The sequence below is a fragment of the Pseudomonas sp. FG43 genome, assembly GCF_057809175.1.
Map to the genome: position 1 here is coordinate 283506 of NZ_JBMDJL010000005.1, position 19400 is coordinate 302905.

Below are 19400 nucleotides of genomic sequence, written 5' to 3' on the forward strand. Positions count from 1 at the left end.
TTCATGCAGCAAGGGCAGTCATAACTCGACAAATCCCCGTGAACACCCCGAGAATAGCGACCTGCCGACAGGAGTCCCGAATGCGTCGTTTGTTTGTTTTGCTGTTGATGTTCTGCGCCTTGCCCGCCTGGGCAGACGGCCACGATCAGTTGTACAAGGCCGCCGGCTGGCCAGAACAGCGCGCGCATTTCAACGATGCCATCAAGGCTGCTCAACAACGCTACCGCGAAAATCTGCCGCCAGCGGTATTTCAGGCATTGGTCAATAACAGCAACCAGCGCTTTGCACCGCAGGCCATGGATCAGCGGGCAGAAAAGCGCCTGCGTGAAAGCCTTAAAGACCCGGCACCTGCGCTGCGATTCTTCCAGTCCCCGCTGGGACGCAAGATCGTCAAGGCAGAGTTGACGGCGACCCGCGCGGACCAGTTGGCCAAGCACGCTCAGGGACTGCCCCAGATCGAAGCCGACGCCACACGCCAGTTGTTGATCGGCCACCTGGCCCAGGCGCTGCCCGCCAAGCAGGCCGGCGCAGAAGTCAGCCTCGCCATTGCCGGCGTGGCAGCCGACAGCCTGAGCCAGATGATTCCGGGCCTTCTGGGCGGCGGACAGGCACAAGGCATGCTTGAAGGGCAGCGCGAACGCCTGATGGCGCAGATCAGCGCAGACCTGAACAACACGCTGCTGTACGTCTACCGCGACTTGTCCGATCCGGAACTGGAAGAGTTTTCGAGTTTCGCTGAATCAACGGAAGGCCGGGCCTATTATCAGGCAGCCCTGGCCGCGATCCGCGCAGGGCTTGCAGTCGGGCAAAGCACCTCCAGCCTGGCACCAGCCATGTAATCTCCCGCGCTCAATCCATGCGCCCTTTCAGAAACTCGAAATATCGCGCCCGGAACTCCGGCATTTCATTGGCCAGATGATGCCGCGCCTTGCCGAGCATCAGGATCTGCGGCTCGCTGAACTTGGCCTTGAGCACCGTCAGATTGTGATTCCAGTCAACCGTCATGTCCGCATCGCCCTGAATGATCAGCGGGCTGCGCGTACTGCGCGGCGCACGCTCGATCTGCACGATCCAGCGCGACAAGGCTCCCACCCAGGCGGTCGGCAGACGGCGCGGCTGCAATGGGTCGGCCAGCAGGAATGGCAGGAAAGCCGGAGCATTGGTGTTCTCGGAAAACCGCCGGGCAATGCCGTCCACAAAAGGCTTGAGCATGTAATAACTGAGCTTTGACCAACCCCAGGCACGAGGCCGAACCAGTGGCGACAAGAGAATCGCCTTGCCCTGCGCCGGGCTGTCATTGCCCTGATTGAGCAAATGGTCGATCACGATTGCCCCGCCAGTGCTTTGTCCGCACAGATGCCAGGGCTGTGGCAGGTTCAGGCTCTCGGCCTCCAGCAGCAAACGCTGCAATACCGCCTGATACTCGGCAAAGTCATTGATGCTCGCCCTGCTGCCGCTGGACAGCCCATGTCCCGGCAAGTCGCAGGAAATCACGGCAAAACCCTGGGACAGCGCCCATTCGATCACGTACCGATACAGGCCCATGTGGTCATAGAAACCATGGAACAGAAACAGGGTTGCCACAGGCTGCTCGGGCAACCAGACCTGCCCGACAATCTCATACCCCCCGACATCCAGGCGCCCGAGCCAGCTGCGTATGACATTCTCGCCACCAAGCCCCGCCAGGCCATAGAAACGCTGATAGAGCTGCCCATCCAGAGAGAGCGATTCCATCGCACTCAGCGGTGACAGCGTGGCGCGTAATTGATCAGGGTCAAACGTTGCAGACATAAGGCTTCCAGATTCCGACATGACCTTGAAAAGACAGTGTAGCGATATTCATCTGTCTGCTCGGGCGTGGCAAGCTACGCCACCCTAAATAGAAACGTCTGTCATGAAAGCCTCACAGCGCCGCAACCTGTTTGCCTGCTTGTTCGTCCTGATCTGTGCGGCAGGATTGTGGATGGCCCATGACTGGTTTCAGAGCCGCTACGTGCGCACTTTCAGTGATCAGACCGCCCTGTTCACTGGCGATAGCCTGAGCCTTCCACCCGAACTGGCTGGCAAGGGACGTATTCGTCTGGTGCATTTCAAGGACCCGTCCTGCCCGTGCAATGTCGGCAACCAGCAGCATCTGTCTGAGTTGATTGAGCACTTCGGTGGCGACAAAGGAGTGGATTTCTATGTCGTGCAGAAGCCCGGTACGCCCGAACCATCGTCACAAACAGCCGATACGATCAAAACACTGAGCACGCTTGCGGGTGCCGAAAAAATCACCGTCAGCCCGGCAGTCGCCATCTGGGATCGCGACGGCAAACTCGCGTATTTCGGGCCTTACAGCGAGGGGCTGACCTGCAACTCCGGCAACAGCTTCATCGAGCCGATCCTGCACGCCCTGCTCGACGGTCGCAACGTGAACAGCACAAACACCATGGCCGTGGGCTGTTACTGCGCCTGGCAATAAATATCCCGAGTGCCCATCCGTTCATGTAGAGACCGTTTTGCCCTGTTGCGGCGGCCTGTTCGCGAATGAATTCGCTCCACAGGGCGGTGTGGGAGCGAATTCATTCGCGAAAACCATCCACTCCTGTAGCCTGCACATCCCCTGCCCGAGCCTTTCATAGGGAAGTTTTAATGAAGCGCATCCTTGCCATTCTCGCCATTCTCATCGCACTGCTTGCAGCAGCCGCTGGCTGGTATATCCATAGCAAACAGCCGGTGCGAGACGGCGAAATTGCCATGACACATTTGCAGGCGCCGGTCAGCGTGCGCTACGACGAACGCGGCGTGCCGCATATTCGGGCCGAGAACGAAGCGGACATGTATCGCGCCCTCGGCTACGTCCATGCGCAGGACCGCCTGTTCCAGATGGAGATGCTGCGCCGTCTGGCACGAGGCGAACTGGCCGAAATCCTGGGGCCCAACCTGATCGGAACCGACAAGATGTTCCGCAGCCTGCGCATACGCGAACACGCCGATGCGTATGTCGCCCGCCAGAACCCGCAAGCCCCGTCCTGGAAAGCGCTGCAAGCCTACCTGGATGGAGTCAACCAGTATCAGGACACCCACGCAAAACCGATGGAGTTCGATGCACTGGGTATCCCGAAACGCCCTTTCACGGCTGAGGACACCCTGAGCATCGCCGGCTACCTGGCCTACAGCTTTGCTGCGGCCTTTCGGACCGAACCACTGCTGACCTATGTGCGTGACGAACTCGGCCCACAGTACCTGAAGGTTTTTGATCTGGACTGGCACCCTCAAGGTATGCTCGATCAAAAACCAGCCCTGTCCAGTGCCGACTGGAAAGACCTCAACACCCTCGCGCAACTAAGCCACGAAGCTGTCGCAGCCGCCGGCCTGCCACAGTTTGAGGGCAGCAATGCCTGGGCGGTGTCCGGCAGCCGTACCCAGAGCGGCAAACCCTTGCTTGCGGGCGATCCGCACATCAGTTTTTCAGTGCCGTCCGTATGGTACGAAGCACAACTCTCCGCACCGGGCTTTGAGTTGTACGGCCATTATCAGGCCCTCAACCCGTTCGCGTTCCTTGGCCACAACATGGACTTCGGCTGGAGCCTGACCATGTTCCAGAACGACGACGTGGATCTGATTGCCGAAAAGACCAACCCCGAAAACCCGAACCAGGTCTGGTATCAGGGCAAATGGGTGGACATGACCAGCACCGAACAACAGATCAAGGTCAAGGGCCAGCCAGATGTAGCACTGACCCTGCGCCAGTCGCCCCACGGCCCGATCGTCAACGATGTGGTGGGCAAGAACGGGGGCAAGGCTCCCATTGCCATGTGGTGGTCGTTCCTGGTGTCGGAAAACCCGGTACTCGATGGTTTCTATGAAGCCAACCGCGCCAACACACTGGAAAAAATGCGGCATGCCTCCGAGAAGATCCAGTCGCCGGGCCTTAACATTGTCTGGGCCAACAATCAGGGCGATATCGGCTGGTGGGCGGCAGCACAACTGCCGATCCGGCCTGAAGGGGTCAACCCCGCCTACATTCTGGATGGCAGCACGGCGCAGGCCGACAAGCTTGGCTTCTACCCGTTCAGCGCCAACCCGCAGGAAGAAAACCCGGCGCGTGGCTATATCATCTCGGCCAACTTCCAGCCGCTGTCGCCGACCGGCATGCAGATTCCGGGCTATTACAACCCGGCCGACCGCGGGCAGTACCTGAACAGGCAACTGAGCGACCCGGCGATCAAGTGGGATCTGAACAACAGCAAGGCGCTGCAACTGGGCACTCGAACCGACTACGCCCAAAACATCCTGACGCCATTGATTCCGGTTCTGCGCAGCGAGATCACCGATCCGGAAGAACTGGCACTGGTGGAGCGCCTGGCCCAATGGAAAGGCGATTATCCGGTCGATTCTGTAGGCGCAACCCTGTTCAGCCAGTTCCTGTTTGACCTGACAGAGGAAACCTTTCACGACGAACTGGGTGACGGCTTCTTTGAAACCCTGACCACATCACGGGTACTCGATGCGGCCCTGCCACGTCTGGCAGCCGATGCGAATTCACCCTGGTGGAACAATCGCCATTCACCGCATACCGAGAGTCGCGCCAATACAGTCAAGGTTGCGTGGCGCGCCAGTGTTTCGCACTTGAAATCCATGTATGGCAACAACCCGGACGAGTGGGTGTGGGGCAAAGTACATACCCTGACCCATGGTCATCCGCTGGGTTCGCAAAAGCCGCTGGACCGCATATTCAATGTCGGCCCTTATGCCGCGCCGGGCAGCCATGAGGTTCCCAACAACCTCTCGTCACGCCTGCGCACGGCACCATGGCCGGTCAATTACGGCCCATCGACCCGTCGCCTGATCGACTTCGCCGACCCGGCCCACAGCCTGGGTATCAACCCGGTCGGACAAAGCGGTGTGCCGTTCGACCGGCATTATTCGGATCAGGCCAAGGCGTACATCAACGGCGAGTATGTGCCACAGCGCTTCAGCGAGAAGGACGTTGAGGAGCATACCGAGGGGCTGTTGAAGCTGGTGCCGGGGAAATAACCCGGGAGCGGATTCATTCGCGAATGGCCTCAATGGCCTCTTCGCGGATGAATCCGTTCCTACAGGTCAGGCAGTACGCGGCTTGTAGGTATCGGCAGCGCTTTCTTCGATGGCCTGCTGGATGGCGCGCTTGCGGCGCTCCTCGGCCCTGCGGGTGAAGTACCAGACCAGGAAAGTCACCAGCGAAACCGCCAGCAGGATCAGGCTGGCCACTGCGTTGATTTCCGGCTTCACGCCCAAGCGAACAGCAGAAAACACTTCCATCGGCAATGTCGTCGAGCCCGGCCCGGATACGAAGCTGGCCAGTACCAGATCGTCCAGCGACAGGGCAAAGGACATCATGCCGCCCGCGGCCAGCGATGGCGCGATCATCGGGATGGTGATCAGGAAAAACACCTTCCACGGCCGGGCGCCCAGGTCCATGGCCGCTTCTTCGATGGACAGGTCCAGCTCACGCAGACGCGACGACACCACCACTGCGACATAGGCCGAGCAGAAGGTGGTGTGGGCGATCCAGATGGTGACGATGCCACGCTCCTGCGGCCAGCCGATCAACTGCGCCATGGCCACGAACAGCAGCAACAGCGACAGACCGGTAATCACTTCCGGCATGACCAGCGGTGCAGTGACCAGCCCGCCAAAGACCGTACGGCCCTTGAAACGTGAGATTCGGGTCAGGACAAAAGCCGCCATGGTGCCCAGCGCAACAGCGGCAATCGCTGTATAGAGCGCGATTTCCAGCGAGCGCCACACCGAGCCCATCAGTTGGGTATTGTCCAGCAGGCCGACATACCACTTGACCGACCAGCCACCCCAGACGGTTACCAGCTTGGAGTCGTTGAACGAGTAGATGACCAGGATGACCATCGGCGCGTAGATGAACAGCAGGCCAAGGATGAGCATCAGGTTCGAGAATCGAAAGCGGTTCATACCTTGCCCTCCAGTTCTTTAGCCTGGCTACGGTTGAACAGAATGATGGGCACGATCAATACCAGCAGCATGATTACCGCCAGCGCCGAAGCAACCGGCCAGTCACGGTTGTTGAAGAACTCTTGCCACAGGACACGCCCGATCATCAGGGTTTCCGGGCCACCCAGCAGTTCAGGGATTACAAACTCGCCCACTACCGGAATGAACACCAGCATGCAGCCCGCAATCACGCCGTTCTTGGAGAGCGGCACAGTGATTTTCCAGAAGCTGTTGAAGGTACTGGAACCCAGATCCGATGCGGCTTCCAGAAGGCTCGGGTCGTGTTTGACCAGGTTGGCGTACAGCGGCAGGATCATGAATGGCAGGTAGGAATAAACCACACCGATGTAGACCGCCAGGTTGGTATTGAGGATCTGCAACGGCTCGTCGATCAGGCCCAGCCACATCAGGAAGGCGTTGAGCAGCCCGTTGTTGCTGAGGATGCCCATCCAGGCATAGACGCGAATCAGAATCGCCGTCCAGGTCGGCATCATGATCAGCAGCAACAGCACGGTCTGCATGTCCTTGCGGGCGTTGGCGATGGCGTAAGCCATGGGGTAGCCGATCAACAGGCACAGCAAGGTGCTGAAGAATGCCATCTTCAGCGAGCCCAGATAGGCCGAGATATAGAGATCATCACCGCTCAACAGCGTGTAGTTGGCCAGATTCAGGACCAGTTGCAGCTTGTCCTCGGCGTAACTGAAGATCTCGGTATACGGTGGGATCGCCACATCCGCCTCGGCGAAGCTGATCTTGAGAACGATCAGGAACGGCAAGGCGAAAAACAGAAACAGCCAGAGAAACGGCGCACCAATGACCAGTTGCCGGCCATTGGGCGTGATGCGCTGGAGCGCACGTTTGATCTTGCGGATTTTCATGAGCGCAGTACCACGCCGCTGTCGTCTTCCCACCACACGTAGACTTCATCGCCCCAGGTGGGTCGGGTACCCTGGCGCTCGGCGTTGGCGACGAAGGACTGCACCAGCTTGCCGCCGGGCAACTCGACATGGAATACCGAGTGGCCGCCCAGATAGGCGATGTCATGTACCTTGCCGCGCGACCAGTTGTGCTCGAAGGTCGGCTGTTCAGTGGTGATCAGCAGTTTTTCCGGGCGCAGTGCATACGTGATGTGCTTGTCTTCCACCGACGTGGTCACGCCGTGCCCGATATAGATCTGGCGCTCAAGGTCAGGACTCCGAATCAGCGCATAGCCTTCCATGTCCTCGATCACCTCGCCCTCGAACAGATTGACGCTGCCGATGAACTCGCAGACCAGTCGGCTGGTAGGCGTTTCGTAGATGTCGATAGGGCTGCCGATCTGGGCGATCCAGCCCAGGTGCATGATCGCGATGCGTGCGGCCATGGTCATGGCCTCTTCCTGATCGTGGGTCACCATCACACAGGTCACGCCAACGCGCTCAATGATCTCCACCAGCTCCAGTTGCATCTGCGAACGCAGCTTCTTGTCCAGCGCGCCCATGGGCTCGTCGAGCAGCAGCAACTTGGGCTTCTTGGCCAGCGAGCGGGCCAAGGCCACGCGCTGACGCTGGCCACCGGAAAGCTGATGCGGCTTGCGCTTGGCGTACTGGGTCATGTGTACCAGCTTGAGCATCTCGGCCACACGGGCCTCGATTTCTTCCTTGGGCAGCTTGTCCTGCTTGAGGCCGAAGGCGATGTTGTCGGCCACGGTCATGTGCGGGAACAGCGCGTAGGACTGGAACATCATGTTGATCGGACGTTCGTAGGGCGGCATGTCGGTGATGTCGACGCCGTCCAGGAAGATACGCCCCTCGGTCGGGCGCTCGAAACCGGCCAGCATGCGCAGCAATGTGGACTTGCCTGACCCGGAACCGCCGAGCAGGGCGAAGATCTCGCCCTTGTTGATTTGCAGGGACACATCGTCCACGGCAACCGTCTCGTCGAACTTTTTCGTGACTCGATCGATCCTGACCAGAACCTCTGTGGGTTGCTGACCGCCTTCGATGGCTTTCTTGTAGGCGCCGGAGGCAACTGGCATGGGTGAAACTCCCAACAAATAGGTATGCAGCCCGACCCGTGCGGTCGGGCGCTGGATTTTTTATTTCCCCGACTTGACCTTGGTCCAGCTGCGGGTCATCAAACGTTGCACCTTGGGTGGCAACTCACTATTCACGAACAGCCTGTCCAGCACTTCCTGAGGCGGGTAGACCGCTTCATCGGTGCGAATGTCCTGATCCATCAGATCACCGGACGCCGGTGTCGGGTTGGCATAACCGACTTCATCACTGACTTTGGCGATCACCGCAGGATCAAGCAGATAGTTGATGAAGGCGCTGGCTTGCTTGACGTTTCTGGAGTCAGCCGGGATAGCCAGCATGTCGAACCAGAGATTGCCGCCCTCCTTGGGAATCGCGTAGGCAATCTTCACGCCTTTGCCCGCCTCTTCTGCACGGTCGCGAGCCTGGAAGACATCGCCCGAAAAACCGGCCGCAACGCAGATATCGCCGTTGGCCAGATCGGTAATGTATTTGGATGAATGGAAATAGGTGACATAAGGACGTACCGCCAACAGCTTGGCTTCAGCCTTCTTGTAATCGGCTTCCTTGATGCTGTTGGGGTCCAGGCCCATGTAGTTGAGCATGGCCGGAATCATTTCATCGGCTGAATCGAGGAACGCCACGCCGCAACTGGAGAGTTTCTTGATGTTTTCGGGCTCGAACAGCACGGACCAGGAGTCGATCCTGTCGACACCCAGCGCTGCCTTTACCTTCTCGACGTTATAACCGATGCCATTGGTGCCCCACAGATAAGGCACGGCGTACTGGTTGCCCGGATCGTTCTTCTCCAGACGCTTGAGCAGCGCAGGATCGAGGTTCTTGTAGTTGGGCAACAGCGACTTGTCGAGCTTCTGGAACGCTCCAGCCTTGATCTGCTTGCCCAGGAAATGGTTGGACGGCACTACCACGTCGTAACCGGTACGCCCGGCCAGCAGCTTGGCTTCCAGGGTTTCGTTGGAGTCGAATACGTCGTACAACGGCTTGATGCCGGTCGTGGTTTCAAAATCCGCCAGAGTGGTCTTGCCGATGTAATCGGACCAGTTGTAGATGTGTACGGTGGACTCAGCCTGAGCACCGGTAGCCATTGCCAGAACCGCAACAGCGAGCATCGATTTGGCCAATAAAGAAATAGACACGTAAACAATCCTTTTCAGTATGGGGTCTGGCGCCCGTATCGGTGAGCTGAAAAATGGGTCGGCAACTTACCGTTGATGACTGCAAATCGCAAAGAACTTTATATGACACACCGCCCGCAGGAGCGGATTCATCCGCGAAAGCTCTTGTTCAGACGCCGCAATTGCATTGAATGAAAAGAGCTTCGCGAATGAATTCGCTCCTACCGGAAGGCGGTTACTTGCCCGATTTGATCTTGGTCCAGCTGCGGGTCAGGATCCGCTGGGTAGCAGCAGGCAAGTCAGCAATTGCATAGAGCTTGGCCTGTACGTCTGCAGGTGGATAGACACCCGGATCGCTGGTGATTTCCTTGTTGACCAGCGCAGTCGCTGCCGAGTTACCGTTCGGGAAACGTACTTCGTTGGTGATTTCAGCCATGATTTCCGGCTTCATCAGGAAGGTCATGAACTTGTAGGCGCCGTCGACGTTCTCGGCATCCTTGGGAATGGCGACCATGTCAAAGAAGCTGCCAGCACCTTCTTTCGGAATGTTGTAGCTGACCTTGACCTTGCCACCCGCTTCTTCCGCACGCGCCTTGGCCTGATAGATATCACCCGAGTAGCCGACCGCTACACAGATGTTGCCGTTGGCCAGGTCGGAGATGTACTTGGAGGAGTGGAAGTAGGCAATCGAAGGACGAATCTTCAGGAACAGCGCCTCGGCTTCGGCGAGTTGCTTCTTGTCCTGGGAGTCGGTCGGGTAGCCAAGGTAATGCAGGGCGATCGGCAACATTTCGGTTGGCGAATCGAGGAAGCTGATACCGCAGGACTTCAGCTTGGCTGCGTTTTCAGGCTTGAACAGCAGATCCCAGGAATTGACCGGCGCATCGGCACCCAGAGCAGCCTTGACCTTCTCGGGGTTGAAGCCGATACCGATCGAGCCCCACATGTACGGGAAAGCGTGCTTGTTGCCCGGGTCGCTGACCGAAACGGCCTTGAGCAGGTCCTTGTTCAGGTTGCCGTAGTTGGGCAGCTTGGACTTGTCCAGTTCCTGATAGACGCCAGCCTTGATCTGCTTGGCCAGGAAATTGTTGGACGGCACAACGATGTCATAACCGGACTTGCCCGCCAGCAGCTTGGCTTCCAGTGTTTCGTTGCTGTCGAAAACGTCGTAGACCACCTTGATGCCGGACTCTTTCTCGAATTTGGCAACGGTGTCCGGTGCGATGTAATCGGACCAGTTATAAACGTGCAGCACTTTGTCATCGGCCTGCGCAGTTGCGGCCACAACGCCCATGAGGGACAAGGCGAGGAGGGTCTTGCCAAATTTTTTCATGCGTACAGCTCCAATGTTCTATCACTGACCGTTAGATTAGCGGCTTCTAGCCATTAGTCTGGCAAGTTCCGGTTCGCGCTTTCAAGCCAACTTTCACCACACAACCCAGGAATTCCCGTCGTAGCGAATTCATTCGCGAAGCTTTCGCGGATAAATCCGCTCCTACAGTGCTGCCAGAGTCAAATCCAGGCACTTGCGAGCCTTTTCAACCAACTCATCGATTTGCGCAAGACTGATGACCAGCGGTGGCGCAATGATCATGGTATCGCCCACGGCCCGCATGATCAGGCCATTGTCGAAACAAAAGGTTCTGCAAATCATGCCAACGCCCTTGTCGGCATAACGCTCACGAGTGGTCTTGTCTTTCACCAGCTCGATTGCACCCAGCAGACCAACACCCCGAACCTCTCCTACCAGGGGATGATCGTTCAACTCGCGCAGTCGCTTTTGCAAGTATGGTGCCGTTTCCGCTTTAACCCTTTCGACGATTTTCTCTTCGCGCAGGATACGGATGTTTTCCAGCGCAACAGCCGCCGCCACAGGATGCCCGGAATAGGTAAAACCATGGTTGAAGTCGCCGCCTTCATTAAGCACTGCGACGATTTCATCGCGTACGACGAGGCCGCCCATCGGCACATACCCCGAGGTCAGGCCCTTGGCGATGGTCATCATGTCCGGCTTGAGGCCGTAGAAATCGCTACCGAACCACTCACCTGTACGACCGAAGCCACAAATCACCTCATCGGCCACGAACAGGATGTCGTACCTGGCCAGGATTTCCTTGATCTTCGGCCAGTAGCTATCCGGCGCGACGATCACACCGCCCGCGCCCTGAATCGGCTCGGCAATGAACGCCCCGACATTTTCCACGCCCAGTTCGAGAATCTTCTTCTCCAGTTGCTCGGCAGCCCAGATACCGAACTCGTCAGGCGTCATGTCGCCGCCTTCACCAAACCAGTACGGTTGGGGAATATGCACCACACCCGGGATCGGCAGATCGCCCTGCTCGTGCATGTAGGTCATGCCGCCCAGGCTGGCACCGGCAACGGTCGAGCCGTGATAGCCATTGACCCGGCTGATGATGGTTTTTTTATTGGGCTGGCCTTTGATTGCCCAGTAATGGCGGACCATGCGCAGCATGGTGTCGTTGCCTTCGGAGCCTGAGCCGGTAAAGAACACATGACTCATGCCCGCAGGCGTGATTTCGGAAATGGCCCTGGCCAGCTCCAGCACCGGAGGATGGGCCGTCTGGAAGAACAGGTTGTAATAAGGCAGCTCGCGCATCTGTTTGCTGGCAGCTTCCACCAGCTCTTCACGTCCATAGCCGATGGCGACGCACCACAGGCCGGACATGCCGTCCAGAATCCTGTTGCCTTCGCTGTCCCACAGATAAACGCCTTCGGCGCGCGTGATGATGCGCGGGCCTTTATCTTTCAACTGTCTGTAGTCGCTGAATGGTGCCAGATGGTGCTCGCTGCTCAAGGCTTGCCATTCCAGGGTTTGAGGGTTCTTGGCACTCATGCAGCGTTCCTATGTCCGGGTTCGATGACAAGACGCCACAGCAGGTTCTGCGGCGTCTGCAGGGCTTAAACAGCGAAGAGCAGAAACTCCCGCTCCCACGAACTGATCACGCGCTTGAAGTTCTCGTGCTCGGCACGCTTGACCGCCACGTAGCCGACGATGAACTTCTTGCCCAGGTACTTTTCGATGGTCTTGCTGTTTTCCATCCGCTCCAGCGCATCCTCGATGGTCAGCGGCAGACGAAGGTTGCGTCGCTCGTAACCGCGCCCGACCACCGGCGCACTCGGGTTCAGCCCTTCAACCATGCCGATGAAGCCGCACAACAGGCTCGCAGCAATCGCCAGATAAGGGTTGGCATCGGCGCCCGGCAGGCGGTTTTCCACGCGACGGTTCTGCGGCACGGCATCCGGCACACGCAAGCCCACCGTGCGGTTCTCTTCACCCCATTCGACGTTTACGGGGGCAGAGGTGTCCGGCAGGAAGCGGCGGAACGAGTTGACGTTGGGTGCAAACAGCGGCAACAGCTCGGGGATAAGCTTCTGCAAACCACCGACGTGGTTCAGGAACAACTGGCTCATGGTCCCGTCGTCGTTGGAGAAGATGTTCTTGCCGGTCTTGATGTCGATGATGCTCTGGTGCAAGTGCATCGCACTGCCTGGCTCGCCGGTCATGGGCTTGGCCATGAAGGTGGCGGCCACGTCATGCTTGAGCGCGGCTTCACGCATGGTGCGCTTGAATACCAGGATCTGGTCAGCCAGCGACAAGGCATCGCCATGACGGAAGTTGATTTCCATCTGCGCCGTGCCGTCTTCGTGGATCAGGGTGTCCAGATCCAGGTTCTGCAGCTCGCACCAGTCGTAGACATCTTCGAATAGCGGGTCGAATTCGTTGGCGGCTTCTATAGAGAACGACTGCCGCCCGGTTTCAGGGCGCCCCGAGCGCCCGACAGGCGGCTGCAACGGATAATCAGGGTCATCGCTGCGCTTGGTCAGGTAAAACTCCATCTCCGGCGCAACAATGGGCTGCCAGCCTTGATCGGCATAAAGCTTGAGGACTTTTTTCAGGACATTGCGCGGCGACAGCTCGATGGGATTGCCTTGCTTGTCGTAGGTGTCGTGAATGACCTGCGCAGTAGGCTCGATGGCCCAGGGCACCAGATACACCGCGTTCTGGTCCGGGCGACAGATCATGTCGATATCTGCCGGGTCCAGCAGCTCGTAGTAGATGTCGTCTTCTACGTAGTCGCCAGTTACCGTCTGCAGCAGCACGCTTTCAGGCAGGCGCATGCCTTTTTCGGCAATGAACTTGTTGGTCGGCGAGATCTTGCCACGGGTGATCCCGGTGAGGTCGGACATCATGCATTCGACTTCGGTGATCTTGTGTTCTTTCAACCAATCGGTGAGCTGGTCGAGGTTGGTACTCATAAATACCTCAGGGGTTGTCGTGTCCTGATCGCAATCAGGCGTTTTTCCGACGCATCGGCGTCACGTTGTACAACTCGTTTCGGCAGGCACGAATAAGCGGTAAGGTGGCATCTGTAACGCTGATCGGGCCGCTATAGTGATAATGTTCGATATCGAAAGGTGGTGCAGCACAGAGCAGATGTCCAGTATGACTGGAACTCATGACAGTGCTGTCGGGTCGCACACAGAGTCTTGTCAGATTCGACGACAGGCCATTAAAGATACTGATATGGCAGGCATGATGACCGCTCTGTATTGCGCGGGGTGTAGAGTCGATCAAGGGAAGGCAAGGCATTGAACCCCCGGTTTTATTGCTCTGTGGGTTGCAATCGAGCTTAGCCTTGTTCATTTTTTTATACAACGCCCCGATAAAAATAGAATACGGGCCTTCCTGATCTTGACTCAGCACTGCTCGAAACAAGGAATACGCGCCCCAAATAGCGGCAAAAATGGCTATATGGCGCAGTTTTAGGGCAACAAAAGGCTCTATTGACTTCATCAAGGCTTTCGGATTGACTGAAACCCGTAATGCTCGATGATTGATATTTTTAACAACAAAGGTGTTGCATCATGTCGGTACCCCCGCGTGCCGTTCAGCTCAACGAAGCGAACGCGTTCCTTAAGGAACATCCTGAGGTTCTGTACGTTGACCTTCTGATTGCAGATATGAATGGTGTGGTGCGTGGCAAACGCATAGAACGCACCAGCCTCCATAAGGTTTACGAGAAGGGCATCAACCTGCCTGCCTCTTTATTTGCCCTGGACATCAATGGCTCCACGGTGGAAAGCACCGGTCTGGGCCTGGATATCGGTGATGCTGACCGAATCTGTTATCCAATCCCCGATACCCTGTGCAACGAGCCTTGGCAGAAGCGCCCTACGGCACAGCTGCTGATGACCATGCACGAACTCGAAGGCGACCCCTTCTTCGCCGACCCGCGTGAAGTCCTGCGTCAGGTAGTAGCCAAATTCGACGAAATGGGCCTGACCATCTGCGCAGCCTTCGAGCTGGAGTTCTACCTGATCGACCAGGAGAACGTGAATGGTCGCCCACAACCGCCACGTTCGCCGATCTCGGGCAAACGCCCGCACTCGACACAGGTCTACCTGATCGACGATCTGGACGAATATGTCGATTGCCTCCAGGACATTCTGGAAGGTGCAAAAGAGCAAGGCATTCCGGCCGACGCCATCGTCAAGGAAAGCGCCCCGGCCCAGTTTGAAGTGAACCTGCATCACGTCGCCGATGCGATCAAGGCATGCGATTACGCGGTTCTACTCAAGCGCCTGATCAAAAACATCGCCTACGACCACGAAATGGACACGACCTTCATGGCCAAGCCCTATCCGGGTCAGGCGGGCAATGGTCTGCACGTCCACATCTCGATCCTGGATCGTGATGGCAAGAACATCTTCACCAGCGAGGATCCCGAGCAGAACGCCGCATTACGTCATGCGATCGGCGGTGTGCTCGAGACCCTACCGGCACAAATGGCGTTTCTTTGCCCGAACGTCAACTCGTATCGCCGGTTCGGTGCCCAGTTCTATGTACCCAACTCCCCGACCTGGGGCCTGGACAACCGTACCGTTGCGCTGCGCGTGCCAACCGGTTCGGCCGATGCCGTGCGTATCGAACACCGCGTTGCCGGTGCCGATGCCAACCCGTATCTGTTGATGGCTTCGGTGCTGGCAGGCGTGCATCACGGCCTGACCAACAAAATCGAGCCGGGCGCTCCGGTGGAAGGCAACTCCTACGAGCAGCACGAGCAAAGCCTGCCGAACAACCTGCGCGACGCACTGCGCGAGCTGGACGACAGCGAAGTCATGGCCAAGTACATCGATCCGAAATACATCGATATCTTCGTGGCCTGCAAAGAGAGCGAGCTGGAGGAGTTCGAGCACTCCATCTCCGATCTTGAGTACAACTGGTACCTGCATACGGTCTGATCCAGACCGCTGCACAAAGCGCCGCAAGCCTTAGGGTCATGCGGCGTTTTTGTTTTTCTTCGCGAATAAATTCGCTCCAACAGGGGTTTTCACTGTTGGAGCGAATTTATTCGCGAAGACCTTAAAAGAGACGCCACTGTACAATGCCGCAGCCCCGCCGCCCCCCCGAGAGCACCCCATGACCCGCACCGTCGCCCTTCGCAAACCCCGAGCACGCAGCCAGGCACGAATCGATTCGATTCTCGATGCTGCACGCACCTTGCTCGCTACCGAAGGAGTGGCCAGCCTGTCGATCTACAGCGTGGCCGAGCGCGCGGAGATACCGCCCTCTTCTGTCTACCACTTCTTTGCCAGCGTCCCGACATTGCTTGAGGCCCTGACCGCCGATATCCATGCAGCCTTCCGGGCATCGTTGCAGGCGCCTATCGATCATGACCAGCTCAAGGACTGGCGCGATCTGTCACGCCAGGTGGAATTGCGCATGCTCAACATCTATAACGCCGATGCCGCCGCACGCCAGTTGATCCTTGCCCAGCATGGCCTGACCGAAATCAATCAGGCCGACCGCCAGCACGACATCGAACTGGGTCACCTGATGCTTGAAGTGTTCAACCGCCATTTCCCGATACCGGCACTGCCGGACGATGTGGATGTATTCGCCCTGGCGATGGAACTGGGCGACCGTGTCTACGCCCGCTCGATACAACTGCACGACCAGATCACGCCACGCATGGCCGAAGAAGGCATGCGGGTGTTCGACACCTATCTGGGGCTGTACCTGCCGCCATTCCTGCCAAAAAGGCCTCAGCCTCTTTGATCAGGACGTAAAAACCCCGGAGGGTCTGCACCGTCCGGGGCTGGGTGTCACTGAAGATCACAGCTTGGCGATCGACACCTCGGTGGACTTCACGAATGCAATCACTTCGCTGCCCACGGCCAGCTCCAGCTCTTTTACAGAGCGGGTGGTGATGACCGAAGTCACGATACCGGAAGCGGTCTGTACGTCGATTTCAGACAGCACGTCACCCTGGACGATTTCCTTGATGGTGCCTTTGAACTGGTTGCGCACGTTAATCGCTTTGATAGTCATGGTATGCCTTCCTTTTGTGGGATCGGGGTTAATTGGCCCAACGCAATTGCGTGGGCAACGGTGAAACGGGTTCGGGTTCCGGCGGCGATCCCGGAAGGGAAAGCACGCGGTTGAGCACTTCGGTTTCCAGCGCAGCAAGGCGATGCGAGCCACGAGCGCGAGGACGTGGCAGGTCGACCAGAAGGTCCAGCCCAATGCGGCCTTCTTCGATAAGGATCACGCGGTCGGCAATGGCGACTGCCTCGCTGACATCATGGGTCACCAGCAGCACAGTGAAGCCATGCTTGCGCCACAGGTTTTCGATCAGTTGCTGCATCTCGATACGGGTCAAGGCATCCAGCGCGCCCAGCGGCTCATCAAGCAACAGCAGACGTGGCTTGTGGATCAACGCCCGCGCCAGAGCAACGCGCTGCTTCTGACCGCCGGATAAAGCAGCAGGCCATTCATCGGCGCGCTCGGCCAGGCCCACTGCCTCCAGCGCTTCAAGCGCTTGTGGACGCCAGTCACCGCTCAGGCCAAGGCCGACGTTATCGATGATCTTTTTCCAGGGCAGCAAACGCGCTTCCTGGAACATCAGGCGGGTGTCTTCGCGGGCATCGGCCAACGCACCGGAACCTGCCAGCAACTGACCCTCGGTAGGCTTGTCCAGACCAGCCAGCAGGCGCAGCAGGGTACTTTTGCCGCAGCCACTGCGACCGACCACGGCCACGAACTGACCGGCCGGGATATGCAGGTCAATGTCCTTGAGTACGACACGGGAACCGAAAGCTTTCTTCAGGTCCTGAATCGCCAGCGGGATGCCACGCAGCAAATGCGGAGGTTGTTGTTTCAGACTTGTCATGCTGCACCGCCTTTGCTTACTTGATAGGCCGGATGCCAGCGCAGGCACACACGCTCCAGACCACGCGCCGCCAGATCGGCCAGTTTGCCAAGTACGGCATACAACACGATGGCCAGTACCACGACGTCGGTTTGCAGGAATTCACGGGCATTCATGGCCAGATAACCGATACCGGAACTGGCCGAGATGGTTTCGGCCACGATCAGCGTCAACCACATGAAGCCCAGAGCAAAGCGCACACCTACAAGGATCGAAGGCATGGCGCCCGGCAGAATCACATGACGGAACAGGCTGAAGCCCGACAGGCCATAACTGCGGGACATTTCCACCAGCGCAGGGTCGATGTTGCGAATACCGTGGTACGTATTCAGGTAGATAGGGAACAAGGTGCCCAGCGCTACCAGGAAAATCTTCGCGGTCTCATCGATACCGAACCACAGGATGACCAGTGGAATCAGCGCCAGGTGCGGCACGTTACGGATCATCTGTACCGAGCTGTCCAGCAAGCGCTCACCCCATTTGGTGAGGCCGGTGATGAAACCCAGGATCAGACCGATACCGCCGCCGATGGCGAAACCGATACCGGCACGCCAGCCGCTGATAGCCAGGTGAGTCCAGATTTCACCACTGGCAATCAGATTGACGCCCGCCTCGATCACCGCACTTGGCGCGGGCAGAATGCGTGTAGACAGCCAGCCAGCGCTGACCGACAGTTGCCAGATCGCCAACAGCAAGACTGGAAGTGCCCAAGGCGCCAGTCTGTGAATGGTTCGTTGCAAAGCACTAAGGCTCATGGAGTTGTCTCCTCGAAGGGCCTGCCAATCACTGTGCTTTCGCTACAGCAGCGGGAGGTGTCCAGATCACATCAGCAATACGCAGTGGTTTGGGAATCAGCTTGAGCTGGTAGAAGGTGTCAGCGATTTTCTGCTGGGCGTCGACGACCTGAGGCGTGATAAACAGCGCGCCGTAGCCTTGGCGTTTCACCGAAGTCAGAGTGATGTCAGCCGGCAGGCCCAACAACGGCGCAACCTGTTTGGTCACTTCCTCAGGGTGAGCCTGAGACCATTCGCCCACTGCTCGAACTTCTTCGACAAGGGCCTGGATCACTTTCGGGTTCTTTTGCGCGTAAGGCTTGGTGGCCAGATAGAACTGATGGTTATCAGCGATACCGGTACCGTTCCTCAGCGTACGTGCCTGCAATTGCTGTTCGGCTGCGGCCTGGTAAGGGTCCCAGATGACCCAGGCATCGACACTGCCACGCTCGAAAGCGGCACGCGCATCGGCAGGCGGCAGGAATACGGTCTGGATATCGGTGTATTTCAGGCCAGCGTCTTCCAGCGCACGCACCAGCAGGTAGTGAACGTTGGAACCCTTGTTAAGGGCGACTTTCTTGCCTTTGAGGTCTTTGACCGAAGTGATCGGTGAATCCTTGGGCACCAGAATCGCCTCGCTGGTAGGCGCTGGCGGCTCATAGGCAACGTAAAGCAGGTCCGCGCCGGCAGCCTGCGCGAAGACCGGAGGCGTCTCGCCCGTCACGCCAAAATCGATGGAGCCGACATTCAATCCTTCCAGCAACTGAGGGCCGCCCGGAAATTCGGTCCACTGCACTTTCACGCCTTGCTCGGCCAGACGCTTCTCGAGGGAGCCTTTGGCCTTGAGCACCACCAGGGTGCCGTATTTCTGATAACCGATACGAAGGTCTTCAGCCTGGGCTTGGGTAATGGCCCCCAAAGCGACTGCTGCGGCAAACAGAGCGGCCAGGCCTCGACGCAAGATGAGAGTGCGCATGGGGCGCTCCTTTGCTGGGTATTGAATGTTCATGAGGCGAAAACCGCCGTAATGGAGTGACATTAACAGTAGTTTTTTATATCCATAAATCTCATTTATTCATTTGGTTATTCCCAAAACGAATATTAGGTACTTCACTCGCCGATTCCTTCACCACTCCCAATCTTTTTCCATGAACTCGGCCGTGGGTGGCAGGACCGAGTGCAGGAATTGCAGGTATTGCTCGAACAGGTCCTTGTTGGGGAAGCGGGCGACAAACCCTGTAGTGATGTCGG

At 57.9% G+C, this 19400-nt stretch carries 18 protein-coding genes; 5 read left to right on the top strand and 13 right to left on the bottom strand.

Translation table 11 applies throughout. The features are described from left to right. Positions 1 to 80: 80 nt before the first annotated feature. Complete coding sequence (locus ACODS3_RS08790) at positions 81 to 839, top strand: DUF2059 domain-containing protein (RefSeq protein WP_304576078.1); 759 nt, start codon at positions 81 to 83, stop codon at positions 837 to 839. 10 nt (positions 840 to 849) lie between these two features. Here the strand turns inward: ACODS3_RS08790 and bipL are convergent, their stop codons facing one another. Then, positions 850 to 1791, bottom strand: coding sequence for a phospholipase BipL (gene bipL / locus ACODS3_RS08795; RefSeq protein WP_201020662.1), 942 nt, complete (start codon positions 1789 to 1791; stop codon positions 850 to 852). Positions 1792 to 1894: 103 nt separating this feature from the next. Here bipL and ACODS3_RS08800 point away from each other — a divergent pair, with 103 nt between their 5' ends. Both ACODS3_RS08800 and ACODS3_RS08805 read left to right on the top strand, forming a co-directional pair. After that, positions 1895 to 2464: a DUF6436 domain-containing protein gene (locus ACODS3_RS08800; RefSeq protein WP_201020663.1), complete on the top strand. Its 570-nt coding sequence runs from the start codon at positions 1895 to 1897 to the stop codon at positions 2462 to 2464. A gap of 170 nt (positions 2465 to 2634) precedes the next feature. After that, on the top strand, positions 2635 to 5022 hold the full coding sequence (locus tag ACODS3_RS08805; RefSeq protein WP_201020664.1) for a penicillin acylase family protein: 2388 nt from the start codon (positions 2635 to 2637) through the stop codon (positions 5020 to 5022). Between the two features lie 66 nt (positions 5023 to 5088). Here ACODS3_RS08805 and ACODS3_RS08810 read toward each other — a convergent pair whose 3' ends face one another. The 8 genes from ACODS3_RS08810 to ACODS3_RS08845 form a co-directional block, all read right to left on the bottom strand. Then, positions 5089 to 5952 (bottom strand): ABC transporter permease subunit, encoded by an 864-nt coding sequence (locus tag ACODS3_RS08810; protein ID WP_201020665.1) that lies wholly within the window; start codon positions 5950 to 5952, stop codon positions 5089 to 5091. Beyond that, the gene (locus ACODS3_RS08815; protein ID WP_201007230.1) at positions 5949 to 6869 is read right to left on the bottom strand and encodes an ABC transporter permease subunit; all 921 of its coding nucleotides are present in this window, start codon (positions 6867 to 6869) and stop codon (positions 5949 to 5951) included. Before ACODS3_RS08815 ends, ACODS3_RS08810 begins: the two co-directional genes overlap by 4 nt. Then, positions 6866 to 8008, bottom strand: a complete 1143-nt coding sequence (gene potA / locus ACODS3_RS08820; protein ID WP_201020666.1) for a polyamine ABC transporter ATP-binding protein — start codon at positions 8006 to 8008, stop codon at positions 6866 to 6868. The genes ACODS3_RS08815 and potA overlap by 4 nt, the downstream gene beginning before the upstream one ends. A gap of 60 nt (positions 8009 to 8068) precedes the next feature. Beyond that, a complete protein-coding gene (locus ACODS3_RS08825) occupies positions 8069 to 9136 on the bottom strand; it encodes a polyamine ABC transporter substrate-binding protein (RefSeq protein ID WP_489033999.1) in 1068 nt (355 codons plus the stop codon). 241 nt (positions 9137 to 9377) lie between these two features. Continuing rightward, positions 9378 to 10475 carry a polyamine ABC transporter substrate-binding protein gene (locus ACODS3_RS08830; RefSeq protein WP_201007235.1) on the bottom strand — a complete coding sequence of 366 codons (1098 nt, stop codon included), beginning with the start codon at positions 10473 to 10475 and terminating at the stop codon, positions 9378 to 9380. A 162-nt stretch (positions 10476 to 10637) separates the two neighbouring features. After that, positions 10638 to 11996 carry an aspartate aminotransferase family protein gene (locus ACODS3_RS08835; protein WP_489033991.1) on the bottom strand — a complete coding sequence of 453 codons (1359 nt, stop codon included), beginning with the start codon at positions 11994 to 11996 and terminating at the stop codon, positions 10638 to 10640. Positions 11997 to 12061: 65 nt separating this feature from the next. Further along, positions 12062 to 13420, bottom strand: a complete 1359-nt coding sequence (locus tag ACODS3_RS08840) for a glutamine synthetase family protein (RefSeq protein ID WP_095068673.1) — start codon at positions 13418 to 13420, stop codon at positions 12062 to 12064. A 34-nt stretch (positions 13421 to 13454) separates the two neighbouring features. After that, positions 13455 to 13958, bottom strand: a complete 504-nt coding sequence (locus ACODS3_RS08845) for a hypothetical protein (protein ID WP_201020669.1) — start codon at positions 13956 to 13958, stop codon at positions 13455 to 13457. A gap of 71 nt (positions 13959 to 14029) precedes the next feature. Here ACODS3_RS08845 and ACODS3_RS08850 point away from each other — a divergent pair, with 71 nt between their 5' ends. After that, positions 14030 to 15406: a glutamine synthetase family protein gene (locus ACODS3_RS08850; RefSeq protein ID WP_201007239.1), complete on the top strand. Its 1377-nt coding sequence runs from the start codon at positions 14030 to 14032 to the stop codon at positions 15404 to 15406. 178 nt (positions 15407 to 15584) lie between these two features. Beyond that, complete coding sequence (locus ACODS3_RS08855; RefSeq protein WP_489033992.1) at positions 15585 to 16223, top strand: TetR/AcrR family transcriptional regulator; 639 nt, start codon at positions 15585 to 15587, stop codon at positions 16221 to 16223. A gap of 57 nt (positions 16224 to 16280) precedes the next feature. Here ACODS3_RS08855 and ACODS3_RS08860 read toward each other — a convergent pair whose 3' ends face one another. The 4 genes from ACODS3_RS08860 to ACODS3_RS08875 are packed head-to-tail and all read right to left on the bottom strand — an operon-like array spanning position 16281 to position 19125. Next, positions 16281 to 16496 carry a TOBE domain-containing protein gene (locus ACODS3_RS08860; RefSeq protein WP_025262382.1) on the bottom strand — a complete coding sequence of 72 codons (216 nt, stop codon included), beginning with the start codon at positions 16494 to 16496 and terminating at the stop codon, positions 16281 to 16283. A gap of 28 nt (positions 16497 to 16524) precedes the next feature. After that, the gene (ssuB, locus tag ACODS3_RS08865; protein WP_122321057.1) at positions 16525 to 17337 is read right to left on the bottom strand and encodes an aliphatic sulfonates ABC transporter ATP-binding protein; all 813 of its coding nucleotides are present in this window, start codon (positions 17335 to 17337) and stop codon (positions 16525 to 16527) included. Then, positions 17334 to 18131, bottom strand: a complete 798-nt coding sequence (gene ssuC, locus ACODS3_RS08870; protein ID WP_122321055.1) for an aliphatic sulfonate ABC transporter permease SsuC — start codon at positions 18129 to 18131, stop codon at positions 17334 to 17336. Before ssuC ends, ssuB begins: the two co-directional genes overlap by 4 nt. A 28-nt stretch (positions 18132 to 18159) precedes the next feature. After that, positions 18160 to 19125, bottom strand: coding sequence for a sulfonate ABC transporter substrate-binding protein (locus ACODS3_RS08875; protein ID WP_025262385.1), 966 nt, complete (start codon positions 19123 to 19125; stop codon positions 18160 to 18162). Positions 19126 to 19400: the final 275 nt, after the last annotated feature.